Source organism: Gordonia sp. N1V (genome assembly GCF_029269935.1).
In the GTDB taxonomy this organism is placed as follows: domain Bacteria; phylum Actinomycetota; class Actinomycetes; order Mycobacteriales; family Mycobacteriaceae; genus Gordonia; species Gordonia polyisoprenivorans.
The window spans coordinates 174,717-187,440 of record NZ_JARJDD010000006.1 but is presented as its reverse complement, the minus strand read 5'-3'; the positions used below and the strand labels follow the sequence as shown (position 1 = coordinate 187,440).

Genomic DNA, 12,724 nt, shown 5'->3' with positions numbered 1-12,724 from the left:
CAGTTGAGTAATCCGACCAAACCGACTGTAGAACAGTGCATTTGATCGCGGTTGGTCAGATGACTCAGTTGGTTTTCGGGCAAGCTGTGGACAAGTGTTCACACCATCGGGCAGACTTCCGAGCGTCGACTCACCAGGTCGGCACCAGTCTTCGACGCCCGCGTTCTCTGGTTCCGTGTTCTCCGGTTCAGCGGGACCCCGTCACCGGAGGAATCACCATGCCGTCGCCCTTGCCCCGCACCCGCGCACTCGATCGGCCTCGGGTGAAATCGACTGTGGTCGTGCTGTTCTTGGTTCTCGCAGCTGTCATCGTGTCGACCGTCGGAACCGCACGTGCGGATCCGGGCGGCGCGAGCATCGTCTACCGCCACGACATCGCGCCCCGAGAGATTGCGGTGGGTGTGTACTCGCCGGCCATGCGACGCACCATCGACGTCCGGATGATCCCCGCGCGCAGTGCACACGCGCCGACGCTGTACCTGCTCAATGGTGCCGCCGGAGGCGACGGCGGCAGCAGTTGGTTCGATCAAACCGACATCCGCAGCTTCTTCGCCGACGACGACGTCAACGTGGTGGTGCCGATGGGAGGTGCGGCGAGCTACTTCACCGATTGGCGTCGCGACGATCCGGTCCTCGGCCGCCAGAAATGGGCCACCTTCCTGACATCCGAACTGCCCACCGTCATCGACCGCGACCTTGGCGGCGACGGACGCAACGCCATCGCAGGGATCTCGATGGCCGGGACGTCGGTGTTCCAGCTGGCTCTGCGCGCCCCGAACCTGTATCGGGCGCTGGGCTCGTTCAGTGGGTGCGCGCAGACGAGCGATCCTGCGGGGCAGGCCGCGGTGCGCATGGTCGTCGAGGGCAGGGGCCACGGCGACACCGTCAACATGTGGGGCCCTCCCACCGACCCCGAATGGCGGGCCAACGACCCCTACGTCCACGCCGACCGATTCCGCGGCAAGTCGATCTACATCTCCAACGGATCGGGTACACCCGGCCGCTACGACACGCTCAACGGGCCGGGTATCGACGGCGATGCGACCAAGCTGTCCGAGCAATTGGCCGTCGGCGCGGTCATCGAGACGGCCACCGATGCCTGCACCCACAACCTGCAGCGGCGGATGACGCAGCTGGGTGTCGCGGCGACGTTCCACTTCTATCAGGGCGGCACGCACGCCTGGCCCTACTGGCAGGACGAATTGCACCGCGCATGGCCGCAATTCGCGCAGGCGCTCGCGAGGTGACGATCGCGACCGGTCAGAACGCCGCGACCTGGTGGGAATCGAACACCTGGCATCTCGCTCGGCCCGACGGGACCCAACCTCTCGGGGATCGCCGCCTTGACGAACTCGTCGCAGCCAAGGCCGGCCGATCCATCTCCGTGGTGGTGCCCGTGGTCGCCGATGGGGCGGCGGCGGTGGACGTGGTGCTCGGCGCATTCGCGTCGGCCTGCCGGTCCCTGGTCGATGAGGTGGTGGTGACCACCGACGGCGCCGGCGACGCACAGGCGTGCGAGGCACGCGGCGTCCGCGTGGTCCCCACGACGTCGGCGCTGCCGGGGCTCGCGACTCTGCCGGGCCGGGGCGAGGTGCTGTGGCGCTCGGTGGCCGCGTCCACCGGTGACTTCGTCGTGGTCCTTGACGGCGCGCGATCGGAGCCCGCCGACGTGGCGCGACTCATCGAACCCCTGCTGACCGTCGACGAGTTGCGACTGGTCAAGGGCTACCGCCACAGTCATGTCGCCGATGACGCCGACCTGGTCGGCGGCGGTCGGGTCACCGAGTTGATGGTCCGTCAGCTGATCGCAGCGCTGCGACCCGAGTTGTCCGGGGTGATCGAGCCCCTCGCCGGTGAGTTCGCCGCCGGCCGGGACTTGCTGACGTCGATTCCGTTCGCACCCGGCGAAGGCGTCGACATCGGGATTCTGCTCGACACACTCCATCGCGACGGGATCGACGCCATCGGTCAGGTGGAGCTCGCGTCACGACCTCCCGATGAGCCACGATCTCCCCATGAGCATGGACTGCATGAGGTCGGCGTCATGTCACGACAGATCGTCGCGACATTTCTCCGGCGTGTCGGGATCGACGATTCGGCGGCTCCGTTGACGCAGTTCGTTCCCGACGGGCAGGGTGGTTTCGATCCGGTCCGCAACTATCCGGTGATGCAGGATCGGCCGCCGCTGTACGGGATCGACGTCACCGAGCGCTGCTGAGGTATCCGCCCGGACCGTCATCGTGCCTGGTGGGCGGCGGTGTGACGGGGGTTCTGCTCGGCCGATCGAGGCGCTCGGGCGCACCTTCTCGCTGCCCGTCGGTGGCGCCGCGCTCCGATTCGGACGGACGGGACCATAAGATGGTGAGTCGAACCGACGAGTGAGGATGTTGATGAGCGAAACCCCCGACACCCGACAGTCCGAACGCACCGGCTTCGGCCGCGTGCTCCTCAAGCTCGGTGGCGAAATGTTCGGCGGGGGAGAGGTCGGTCTCGATCCCGACGTCGTAGCCACGGTCGCCGACCAAATCGCCGAGGTCGTCGAGTCCGGTGCACAGGTGGCCGTGGTCATCGGTGGCGGCAACTTCTTCCGCGGCGCCGAACTCCAACAACGCGGCCTCGACCGGGCGCGCTCGGACTACATGGGCATGCTCGGAACTGTCATGAATTGTCTTGCGTTGCAGGACTTCCTGGAAAAGCGGGGAATCACGACGCGGGTGCAGACCGCCATCACGATGGGGCAGGTGGCCGAGCCGTACCTCCCGTTGCGTGCGCAGCGACATCTGGAGAAGGGTCGGGTGGTCATCTTCGGCGCCGGGATGGGCATGCCCTACTTCTCCACCGACACCACCGCCGCGCAGCGTGCGCTCGAGATCAAGGCCGAGGTCGTGCTGATGGCCAAGGCCGTGGACGGCGTCTACAGCGCCGACCCCCGCGTCGATCCCGATGCCACGCTGTTCCGCGAGATCACCCACCGTGAGGTCCTCGACCGAGAACTGAAGGTGGCCGATGCGACCGCCTTCAGCCTCTGCATGGACAACAAGATGCCGATGTTGGTGTTCAATCTGCTGGAACGTGGGAACATCGCGCGTGCCATCGCCGGAGAGCGCATCGGGACACTGGTGAGGACCTGATCGGCGGAGGCCAGACCCACCACCGATCCCGACGAACCGGCGAGCCGAATCCAGCCCGACCCGCCACGACGAAACAGGAACACACAATGATCGACGACACGCTGCTCGACGCCGAGGAAAAGATGGAGAAGGCGGTGAACGTCGCGCGTGAGGACATGGGTTCGATCCGTACCGGCCGGGCCAACCCGGCGATGTTCAACAAGGTGGTCATCGAGTACTACGGCGCCATGACACCGATCACCCAGGTCGCCAGTATCAACACCCCGGAACCCCGGCTGGTGGTGATCAAGCCCTACGAGGCGTCGACCCTGCGCGACATCGAGACCGCCATCCGCAACTCCGATCTCGGTGTGAACCCGACCAACGACGGGACCCTGATCCGCGTGGCCGTGCCGCAGCTGACCGAGGAGCGTCGCAAGGACCTCGTCAAGCAGGCCAAGGGCAAGGGCGAGGACGCGAAGGTCTCCATCCGCAACGTCCGCCGTAAGGCGGTCGAAGAACTCAAACGCATCCAGAAGGACGGCGAGGCCGGTGAGGACGACGTGGTCCGCGCCGAGAAGGATCTCGACAAGACCACCGCCGGTTACGTGGCACAGGTCGACGAACTCGTCAAACACAAGGAATCCGAGCTTCTCGAGGTGTGAGTGACGCCCGCGGTGTGAGTATCACCGAGGACGACGACCGAGACGAGGCAAGACGGACGAGGCGAGACGACAGGCGGAAACGACAACGATGTCACACGAATCGTCGGGGACCGGCGGCACACCCGGCGAGCCCGACACGGCCGCGCCGCGGAAGTCGCGCGCAGGCCGTGACCTTCCGGCCGCGATCGGGGTCGGGCTGACCCTCGGCGTCAGCATCATCCTGATACTGCTGTTCGCGCCGTGGGTCTGGTACATCGTTGTGTCGGTGGCGTTCGCGATCGCCACCTGGGAGGTCACCAAACGACTGCGCGACGGGGGCTACGACGTGGCGTTCTGGCCGCTGCTCGTCGGCGGTCAGGCGATCATCTGGTCTAGCTGGCCATGGGGGACAACCGGGGTCCTGGTGGCGTTCGTGGCCACGGTGCTCGTCATCATGGTGTGGAAGCTGTTGGCGCAGGGCATCACTCGTGCGCCCGAGAACTATCTGCGCAATCTGTCCGCGTCGGTGTTCGTGCTCGCCTGGCTCCCGCTGCTGGCTTCGTTCGGTGTGCTGATGGTGCATCAGGATCACGGGGCCGCGCGCGTGGCGACCCTGATGATCGTCGTCGTGTGTTCCGACGTCGGCGGCTACGCGGCCGGTGTGCTGTTCGGCAAGCACCCGATGGCGCCGGCCATCAGCCCGAAGAAGTCGTGGGAAGGTCTGGCGGGCTCGCTGGTGGTGGGTACCGCGGGTGCGGTGTGCACCACGATGTTCCTGCTCGACACCCAGTGGTGGGTCGGCGTGATCCTGGGACCTGTCCTCGTGGTGTGCGCGACCCTGGGAGATCTCGTCGAATCACAGGTCAAGCGGGACCTCGATATCAAGGACATGGGGACCCTGCTGCCCGGTCACGGCGGCATCATGGACCGACTCGACTCGCTGTTGCCGTCGGCGTTCATCGTCTGGGCGGTGCTGACCGCGCTGCTGTGAATGGGCTACCGCCGCCTCGACGGCGCGCCCGTCACAACCCCGTCAGTTGGCCTTTCGGGCCTTCTTCAGGGCGCGGTTCAGCTGGAAGGTGCGGGCACCGCCGATCATCGCGGTGATCAGGGCGCCGGCGATCGCGGCGATCAGCAGACTGACGCCGACCGGCAGGTTGACCTTCGCGAACAAGAAGTTGATCTGCTGGGAACCCAGATTCGCGAGGATGAAGATCAACAGCAGGATGGTGATGATCGCGCCGACGACCCAGCCGATGAAGGTGGCGCGGGTGCGTGTGTGTTTGACGTCGTCGATCGCGGTTTGGGCGGCGACGTGGGAGTCATCGAGCGGCGCCGGATTGCGGGCGCGGGTCGACGAGTCGGTGGCCGGGCGCTCGGAGGACGAATCCGGTGTGCTCATGCACCCATCATGACATGCGACAATGGGAACATGACGTCTTTGCCGCTCGTGTTCGACGCGCCCAAACGCGGACGTCCGCCGACACACTTCGCCGACCTCGATCAGGCGGCCAGGGTCGCCGCGGTCGGCGATCTCGGGCTTCCGAGGTTCCGCGCCGACCAGCTCGCACGCCAGTACTACGGGCGGCTCACCGCCGACGTCGAGGAGATGACCGATCTTCCGGCCGGGGCACGTGACAAGGTCGGTGCCGCGTTGTTCCCGCAGTTGCTCACCCCGGTGCGCCACATCTCCTGCGACGACGGCAGCACCCGCAAGACGCTGTGGCGTCTGCACGACGGGACGCTGCTGGAGAGCGTGCTGATGCGCTACACCGACCGTAATACGCTGTGCATCTCCAGCCAGGCCGGGTGCGGGATGGCGTGCCCGTTCTGCGCGACCGGGCAGGGCGGACTCGACCGAAATCTGTCGACCGGGGAGATCGTCGACCAGGTGCGCGCGGCCGCGCGGGCTCTGCGCGACGGGGAGTTCGGGGATGCGGGGCGCCTGTCGAACGTCGTGTTCATGGGAATGGGTGAGCCGCTCGCCAACTACAAGCGGGTGGTCTCGGCGGTCCGGCAGATCACCTCGCCGGCGCCCGAGGGTCTGGGGATCTCGGCGCGTTCGGTGACGGTCTCCACCGTCGGTCTGGCGCCGTCGATCCGGAGACTGGCCGACGAAAATCTCTCGGTCACGCTCGCGGTCTCCTTGCACACCCCCGACGACGAATTGCGCGACACGCTGGTCCCGGTGAACAACCGCTGGTCGGTTGCCGAGGTGCTCGACGCGGCGCGGTACTACGCCGATTCCACCGGCCGGCGTGTCTCCATCGAGTACGCACTGATCCGCGACGTCAACGACCAGCCGTGGCGCGCGGACATGCTCGGCCAGAAGCTGCATCGGGCACTCGGGTCCCTGGTGCATGTGAATCTCATCCCGCTCAATCCCACGCCGGGTTCCGAGTGGGATGCGAGCCCGAAAGACGTTGAGCGGGAGTTCGTCCGGCGTGTCCGGGCCCAGGGTGTGTCGTGCACGGTCCGCGACACCCGTGGCCAGGAGATCGCCGCGGCGTGCGGGCAACTCGCCGCCGAGGAGACCGACGGCTGAGCCGCCGACCACCGGACCCCACACGGCAGCGCCCACACAACAGCGCACCCCGGCGAAAAGTAATCGCCGGGGTGCGTGTGGGTTTCACAGGTCGTGCGGTCAACTCCACTTTTTCTTCGTGAGCATGCCGCGCAGCAGGAAGGCGGCGACGATGACGCCGAACGCGGCCAGCCAGATGTCCTCGACGTGCCCGACGTGGTTTCCGTAGAACATCGCGAACAGCAACACGACCACCACCCAGCCCGCGATGTAGAACGTGCGGGTCGCCACGCCGTGCCAGCCGAAACGCGCCGATGGCGCGTCGGCGGGCTCGCGCACCCACCCGGTGTCGATCTCGTCGCTGTGCTCCACGTCGGTGCTTGCCGCGTGCTCCACGTCGGTGCCTGCCACGTTGACTCCTCGCTGCGCACGTCAGAAGTGGTCTCTGACGATCGGTAGTAGTACTTCCAGAAGAGCATAGCGGGCACGGTGGCGCCGTGTCTCACTCCCCATGCCGCGTCTCGCGTGGCGTCGGAAGGCGGGGGTATCGCCCGACGGGACGACGTCGGAGATCGGTGCAAGAATGCGCCCATGCATCCGCCGACCCGATCGCTTGCCGACTATCGCTCCGAGGACTACCCCCGCGACATGGTGGGTTACGGTGCCACACCGCCGGATCCGCAGTGGCCGTCGAACGCGAAGATCGCGGTGCAGTTCGTGCTGAACTACGAGGAGGGCAGTGAGAACAACGTCCTCGAAAACGACCGCGGGAGCGAGACATTCCTGTCGGAGATGATCGGCGCGCAGTCATTCCCGAACCGCCACATGAGCATGGAATCGCTCTACGAGTACGGCTCCCGTGCCGGGGTGTGGCGAGTGCTGCGGGCCTTCGAGCGTCGCGGTTGGCCGTTGACGATCTTCGCGGTGGCGCAGGCGATGGCGCGTAACCCGGAGGTGGTGGCGGCCTTCCTCGAACGCGGTGACGAGATCGCCTGTCACGGGTACCGGTGGCTGAGCTATCAGATGGTCGACGAGCACGTCGAACGCGAACACATGCGCGCTGCCGTGGAGCTGCTGACCGAGATCACCGGGTCCCGTCCGCTGGGTTGGTACACCGGCCGCGATTCGCCGAACACGCGGTCGCTCGTCGTGGAGCAGGGCGGTTTCGTCTACGACTCGGACAGTTACGCCGATGATCTGCCCTATTGGGTCAAGGTCGGCCGGACCACCGACGGAATTCGCACCGAGGTCGATCACCTCGTGGTGCCCTACACGCTCGACACCAATGACATGCGCTTCGCGTCGCCGGGTGGATTCCCTTCCGGTGAACAGTTTTTCGCGCATCTGCGAGATGCGTTCGACGTGCTCTACCGCGAGGGTGAACAGGGTTCGCCGAAGATGCTCTCGGTGGGATTGCACTGTCGTCTGGTGGGCCGGCCGGCGCGGGTGGCGGCGCTCGAGCGCTTTCTCGATCACGTCGCGGCCCACGACGACGTGTGGGTCGCACGGCGGATCGACATCGCCGAGCACTGGCGCGCTGTGAACCCGGCGCCGGGAGCGTAGCGAGCGGGCCGAATATGAACCGGCGCCGGGAGCGTAGCGAGCGGTGGCGGTTTGCCGTGGTGCGCGGTGGGCGACAATGGTCGTCGTGACGACACGTGTGCTGATTCTCGGTTCGACCGGTTCGATCGGGGTGCAGGCCCTCGAGGTGATCTCCGAGCATCCGGAGTTGTTCTCGGTGGTCGGCGTCGGTGCCGGGGGCGGCAACCCGGACTTGTTGGGCCGGCAGGCCCGCGAGTTCGGTGTGCCTGCGCACCGGGTGGCCGTCGCGGATGCGGCGGTGGCCGAGAAACTCGTGGCCGAGTTGGGCGATGGGGTCCTGGGCGGTCCGGACGCGATGTGTCGGCTGATCGAGTCGGTCGAGGCCGACGTGGTGCTGAATGCCGTCGTCGGTTCGATCGGTTTGCGGCCGAGTCTGGCGGCGTTGCGGTCGGGTGCGCGACTGGCCTTGGCGAACAAGGAGTCGTTGGTGGCCGGGGGAGCGCTGGTGCTGGCGGCTGCGGCACCGGGGCAGATCGTGCCGGTCGATTCGGAGCATTCGGCGATCGCGCAGTGTTTGCGTGGCGGTAGCGCCGACGAGGTCGACCGGCTCGTGCTGACGGCGTCGGGCGGTCCGTTCCGGGGGTTCACCGCCGGCCGGCTCGAGAATGTGACGCCCGAACAGGCGGGACGTCATCCGACGTGGTCGATGGGCCCGATGATCACGCTGAATTCGGCGACCCTGGTGAACAAGGCGCTCGAGGTGATCGAGGCGCATCTGCTGTTCGACGTGCCCTACGACCGCATCGATGTGACGGTGCATCCGCAGTCGATCGTGCACTCGATGGTCACCTTCGTCGACGGTGCGACGATCGCCAAGGCGTCACCGCCGTCGATGAAGCTGCCGATCGCGTTGGCGTTGGGCTGGCCGCATCGGGTGCCCGGATCGTCGACGGCATGTGATTTCTCGACGGCGTCGTCGTGGACGTTCGAGCCGGTCGACAACGTGGTGTTCCCGGCGATCGACCTGGCCCGCCGGGCGGGGACCGCAGGCGGCAGCCTGACCGCGGTGTACAACGCCGCGAACGAGGCTGCCGCGGAGGGATTCTTCGACGGCCGCATCGCCTTTCCGCGGATCGTGGAGATCATCGGTCGCGTGCTCGACGATGCAGATCAGTGGCGTAAAACCCCGGGTACTGTGGAGGAGATCTTCGACGCTGATGCGTGGGCACGGGCCCGCGCCGCAGAGTTGGTGGCCACGATGCAGCGGTGAGGACGCGCCGTGGGGTTAAGTGCCGTGGGGTGAAGTAGCGGTGGCGTGAGGAAACGGAGAGTCGAGAGAAGTGGTATTCGCGATCGGCGTCGTGCTGTTCGCCTTGTCGTTGTTGGCCTCGATCGCCTGGCACGAGTGCGGGCACATGTGGGCGGCACAGGCGACGGGGATGAAGGTTCGGCGCTACTTCGTCGGCTTCGGTCCGACGCTGTGGTCGACGCGACGGGGTGAGACCGAGTACGGCGTGAAGGCGTTGCCGTTCGGTGGCTTCTGCGACATCGCCGGTATGACCCCGCATGAGGAGCTGACCGCCGATGAGCTGGGTCGGGCGATGTACCGGCAGAAGGCATGGAAGCGTCTGGTGGTGCTGTTCGCAGGCCCGGCCCAGAACTTCATCCTCGGCTTCGTGCTGATCATCGTGGCCGGTCTGATCTGGGGACTGCCCGACCTGTCGCCGCCCGCGGTCGGCACCACGGTGGACAAGGTGAGTTGTCTCACCTCGACGGTCACCGTCGACGCCGACGGCAACGTGGCGGAGCCGCGCTGCACCGGTTCGGGGCCGGCCAGTGCGGCCGGAATCCGCCCCGGCGACAAGATCATCGCGGTCGACGGGGTCGCCGGAACCACCGCGAGTGCGATCACCCCGCTCATCCAGAAGAGCAACGGTCCGGTGCAGTTGCTCGTCGAGCGCGACGGCAGCCGGGTGACCCTGACGATGACCCCGCAGCCGGTGACCACCACCGTCACCGACAAGTCGGGCAAGGTGACCTCGCAGACGGTCAACAAGGTCGGAATCCAGTTCCAGCAGCCGCCGCTGTGGAAGCACTACAACCCGGTGACGATCCTGCCCGGTGCGGCGGTCTTCACCGCCGAACTCGCGCATCAGACCTGGGATGCGCTGCTGTCGATGCCGACCAAGGTCCACAATCTGTGGATCGCGGTGACCGGTGGTGTGCGCTCGGCGGACACCCCGGTGAGCGTGTACGGCGCCACCGTCCTGGGCGGGCAGGCGGCCGAACGCGGACTGTGGGACACCTTCCTTCTGCTGCTGATCAGCATCAACTTCTTCCTGGGCCTGTTCAATCTCGTACCGCTACTACCCTTGGATGGTGGACACATGGCCATCGTCGGGTACGAGAAGGGACGTGACACGGTGCGTCGATGGTTCGGCCGGGCTCCCGGCGGACCGATCGACTACTACAAGTTGCTTCCCCTGACCTACGCCGTGGTGGTGGTCATGGCCGCGTTCATGGTGCTGACCCTCACCGCCGACATCGTGAACCCGATCACGATCCCGAATTGATGGCCGCCACCAGCCCCGGCTCGACCGGCCCGCGCCCAGCCCTCGCGAGTTCCCGCTCGCGCACACCGAACTCCTCAGGAGAACGAGATGTCCGCATCTGACCCGACTCCGGCCGGCTCGACGGTCACCGACCCGATCTCGATCGGGCTCGGCATTCCCGCCGCACCGCCACCGGTGCTCGCACCGCGACGCAAGACCCGCCAGATCCAGGTCGGATCGGTCGGCGTCGGCAGCGATCACCCCATCTCGGTGCAGTCGATGACCACCACCAAGACCCACGACATCAATGCGACCCTGCAGCAGATCGCGCAGTTGACCGCGTCGGGCTGCGACATCGTGCGCGTGGCGTGCCCGCGCAACGAGGACGCCGAGGCGCTGCCGATCATCGCGAAGAAGTCGAAGATCCCGGTGATCGCCGACATCCACTTCCAACCGAAGTACATCTTCGCCGCGATCGACGCCGGCTGTGCGGCGGTCCGGGTCAATCCGGGCAACATCAAGGAGTTCGACGGCCGGGTCAAGGAGGTCGCGAAGGCCGCCGGTGACGCCGGCATCCCGATCCGGATCGGCGTCAACGCGGGATCGCTCGACAAGCGGATCATGAGCAAGTACGGCAAGGCCACCCCGGAGGCGCTGGTCGAGTCGGCGTTGTGGGAGGCGGGCCTGTTCGAGGAACACGGCTTCGGCGACATCAAGATCTCGGTGAAGCACAACGATCCGGTGGTCATGGTCGAGGCCTACCGGCAGCTCGCCGCCCAGTGCGACTACCCGTTGCATCTCGGGGTGACCGAGGCCGGGCCGGCGTTCCAGGGCACCATCAAGTCGTCGGTCGCGTTCGGTGCGCTGCTCTCCCAGGGCATCGGTGACACGATCCGCGTGTCGCTCTCGGCGCCGCCGGCCGAGGAGGTCAAGGTCGGCGACCAGATCCTGCAGTCACTGAACCTGCGGCCCCGCAAGCTCGAGATCGTCTCGTGCCCGTCGTGCGGACGTGCCCAGGTCGACGTCTACAAGCTCGCCGACGCGGTGACCGCCGGGCTCGAGGGCATGGAGGTGCCGCTGCGGGTGGCGGTGATGGGGTGTGTCGTCAATGGTCCCGGTGAGGCGCGTGAGGCCGATCTCGGTGTCGCCTCGGGCAACGGCAAGGGACAGATCTTCGTCAAGGGTGAGGTCATCAAGACCGTGCCGGAGGCCGAGATCGTCGAGACCTTGATCGAGGAAGCGCTGCGAATTGCGGGCGAATCGGGAGAAACTGGAGAAGGCGCGCCCGCGGGGCCGCCTGTCGTGACCGTGTCCTGAGTTCCTCACGCGTGGTGAACTGATATCGGGCTACGCTCACACCGCAGGATCACATGGGACGAAGGAGCAGCGCGGTGCTGAAGCTGCTGGGCGACAAGCCGCTCGGGGCGCGGGATGCACCCGCGGTGGGTCGTGTCCTCAACTCGGACCCGGTCCCGATGTGCATGGTCGCCGCACGGTTCGAGTCCCACGGAATCGAGCCACGGATGCTGGGCGGGGAGATGTGGACCGCGGGCCGGCCCGAGACCTCCCTGTGTTTCTCGGGCGCCAACCTGATCCCGTTGCGTGGCACGGCCGCCGACATGGAGTACTTCGCCGACCGCGCGGCGGCGGGCGCCCGGGTGTGCTCCTCCATCGTCGGTGACGCCGACCTGGCCCTGACCCTGTGGGACCGTATCGGGGCCACCTGGGGCCCGGCGCGCGAGGTCCGACCGGTACAACCGCTGATGGCGCTGCACGGCGCGCCCCACGTCGAGCCCGACCCGCACGTGCGATTGGTCACCCACGACGATCTCGAGGCGTATCTGCCCGCGGCCGTCGACATGTTCATCGGTGAGGTCGGTGTCGATCCATGTGCCGGGGACGGCGGCCGGTCGTATCGGCGCAGGCTGGCGTCGCTGATCGCCGCACGTCGGGTGTTCGCCCGATTCGAGCACGGTGAGGTCGTGTTCAAGGCCGAGATCGGGTCGATGTCGCGGGCGGTCGGGCAGATCCAGGGGGTGTGGGTCGACCCACGCATGCGGGGGCGCGGCTACGGCGGCGCCGGAACGGCGGCCGTGGCCACCGCGATCACCGCACTCGGACGCATTCCCAGCCTGTACGTCAACAGCTTCAATCTGCCGGCCCAGGCCGCCTACCGCCGAATCGGTTTCACCCAGGTCGGGACCTTCGCGACGATTCTCATCGACTGACGTCGTACCCCCGGGTCTCGCCATCCGGCACCGGCCGGCGTCGGAGGGTAGCGCCGCTTGCCAACACCGCGGAGGAACACCGCGGCGATCATGCCGCGTGGCAACCGTATTCGATGTCGTGCGG

At 66.9% G+C, this 12,724-nt stretch carries 13 protein-coding genes; 11 read left to right on the top strand and 2 right to left on the bottom strand.

What is annotated here, in order from left to right:
• Nucleotides 1-218: 218 nt before the first annotated feature.
• The 5 genes from P3L18_RS10480 to P3L18_RS10460 all read left to right on the top strand — a co-directional run bounded on the left by P3L18_RS10480 (nt 219) and on the right by P3L18_RS10460 (nt 4,745).
• Nucleotides 219-1,247 (top strand): alpha/beta hydrolase family protein, encoded by a 1,029-nt coding sequence (locus P3L18_RS10480; protein WP_079929468.1) that lies wholly within the window; start codon nt 219-221, stop codon nt 1,245-1,247.
• Complete coding sequence (locus P3L18_RS10475; RefSeq protein WP_276114038.1) at nt 1,214-2,218, top strand: glucosyl-3-phosphoglycerate synthase; 1,005 nt, start codon at nt 1,214-1,216, stop codon at nt 2,216-2,218. The genes P3L18_RS10480 and P3L18_RS10475 overlap by 34 nt, the downstream gene beginning before the upstream one ends.
• Before the next feature lie 172 nt (nt 2,219-2,390).
• The gene (pyrH, locus tag P3L18_RS10470) at nt 2,391-3,131 is read left to right on the top strand and encodes a UMP kinase (protein WP_079929478.1); all 741 of its coding nucleotides are present in this window, start codon (nt 2,391-2,393) and stop codon (nt 3,129-3,131) included.
• An 86-nt stretch (nt 3,132-3,217) separates the two neighbouring features.
• The gene (gene frr / locus P3L18_RS10465) at nt 3,218-3,775 is read left to right on the top strand and encodes a ribosome recycling factor (protein ID WP_006371325.1); all 558 of its coding nucleotides are present in this window, start codon (nt 3,218-3,220) and stop codon (nt 3,773-3,775) included.
• Between the two features lie 88 nt (nt 3,776-3,863).
• Nucleotides 3,864-4,745, top strand: a complete 882-nt coding sequence (locus P3L18_RS10460) for a phosphatidate cytidylyltransferase (RefSeq protein WP_276114037.1) — start codon at nt 3,864-3,866, stop codon at nt 4,743-4,745.
• A gap of 42 nt (nt 4,746-4,787) precedes the next feature.
• Here the strand turns inward: P3L18_RS10460 and P3L18_RS10455 are convergent, their stop codons facing one another.
• Nucleotides 4,788-5,156, bottom strand: coding sequence for a LapA family protein (locus tag P3L18_RS10455; RefSeq protein ID WP_006371327.1), 369 nt, complete (start codon nt 5,154-5,156; stop codon nt 4,788-4,790).
• A gap of 30 nt (nt 5,157-5,186) precedes the next feature.
• Between P3L18_RS10455 and rlmN the strand changes: the two genes are divergently transcribed.
• Nucleotides 5,187-6,299, top strand: a complete 1,113-nt coding sequence (gene rlmN, locus P3L18_RS10450; RefSeq protein WP_014359756.1) for a 23S rRNA (adenine(2503)-C(2))-methyltransferase RlmN — start codon at nt 5,187-5,189, stop codon at nt 6,297-6,299.
• A 99-nt stretch (nt 6,300-6,398) separates the two neighbouring features.
• Here the strand turns inward: rlmN and P3L18_RS10445 are convergent, their stop codons facing one another.
• Nucleotides 6,399-6,689: a DUF2631 domain-containing protein gene (locus P3L18_RS10445; protein ID WP_006371329.1), complete on the bottom strand. Its 291-nt coding sequence runs from the start codon at nt 6,687-6,689 to the stop codon at nt 6,399-6,401.
• A gap of 180 nt (nt 6,690-6,869) precedes the next feature.
• Here P3L18_RS10445 and puuE point away from each other — a divergent pair, with 180 nt between their 5' ends.
• The 5 genes from puuE (at nt 6,870) to P3L18_RS10420 (ending at nt 12,600) form a co-directional block, all read left to right on the top strand.
• Entirely contained in the window at nt 6,870-7,841 is a 972-nt protein-coding gene (gene puuE, locus P3L18_RS10440; RefSeq protein ID WP_006371330.1) for an allantoinase PuuE, read from the top strand.
• 76 nt (nt 7,842-7,917) lie between these two features.
• A complete protein-coding gene (dxr, locus tag P3L18_RS10435) occupies nt 7,918-9,090 on the top strand; it encodes a 1-deoxy-D-xylulose-5-phosphate reductoisomerase (RefSeq protein ID WP_079929471.1) in 1,173 nt (390 codons plus the stop codon).
• 70 nt (nt 9,091-9,160) lie between these two features.
• Nucleotides 9,161-10,393 (top strand): M50 family metallopeptidase, encoded by a 1,233-nt coding sequence (locus P3L18_RS10430; RefSeq protein WP_276114036.1) that lies wholly within the window; start codon nt 9,161-9,163, stop codon nt 10,391-10,393.
• 87 nt (nt 10,394-10,480) lie between these two features.
• Nucleotides 10,481-11,689 (top strand): flavodoxin-dependent (E)-4-hydroxy-3-methylbut-2-enyl-diphosphate synthase, encoded by a 1,209-nt coding sequence (gene ispG, locus P3L18_RS10425; protein ID WP_276114035.1) that lies wholly within the window; start codon nt 10,481-10,483, stop codon nt 11,687-11,689.
• Between the two features lie 74 nt (nt 11,690-11,763).
• Nucleotides 11,764-12,600: a GNAT family N-acetyltransferase gene (locus P3L18_RS10420; RefSeq protein ID WP_006371334.1), complete on the top strand. Its 837-nt coding sequence runs from the start codon at nt 11,764-11,766 to the stop codon at nt 12,598-12,600.
• Nucleotides 12,601-12,724 lie beyond the last annotated feature (124 nt).

Excerpts from the sequence above, each read along its gene's own strand:
- P3L18_RS10480 (WP_079929468.1), top strand. The coding sequence starts at position 219 with ATGCCGTCGCCCTTGCCCCGCACCCGCGCACTCGATCGGCCTCGGGTG.
- P3L18_RS10475 (WP_276114038.1), top strand. The coding sequence starts at position 1,214 with ATGGCCGCAATTCGCGCAGGCGCTCGCGAGGTGACGATCGCGACCGGT.
- pyrH (WP_079929478.1), top strand. The coding sequence starts at position 2,391 with ATGAGCGAAACCCCCGACACCCGACAGTCCGAACGCACCGGCTTCGGC.
- frr (WP_006371325.1), top strand. The coding sequence starts at position 3,218 with ATGATCGACGACACGCTGCTCGACGCCGAGGAAAAGATGGAGAAGGCG.
- P3L18_RS10460 (WP_276114037.1), top strand. The coding sequence starts at position 3,864 with ATGTCACACGAATCGTCGGGGACCGGCGGCACACCCGGCGAGCCCGAC.
- P3L18_RS10455 (WP_006371327.1), bottom strand. The coding sequence starts at position 5,156 with ATGAGCACACCGGATTCGTCCTCCGAGCGCCCGGCCACCGACTCGTCG.
- rlmN (WP_014359756.1), top strand. The coding sequence starts at position 5,187 with ATGACGTCTTTGCCGCTCGTGTTCGACGCGCCCAAACGCGGACGTCCG.
- puuE (WP_006371330.1), top strand. The coding sequence starts at position 6,870 with ATGCATCCGCCGACCCGATCGCTTGCCGACTATCGCTCCGAGGACTAC.
- dxr (WP_079929471.1), top strand. The coding sequence starts at position 7,918 with ATGGTCGTCGTGACGACACGTGTGCTGATTCTCGGTTCGACCGGTTCG.
- ispG (WP_276114035.1), top strand. The coding sequence starts at position 10,481 with ATGTCCGCATCTGACCCGACTCCGGCCGGCTCGACGGTCACCGACCCG.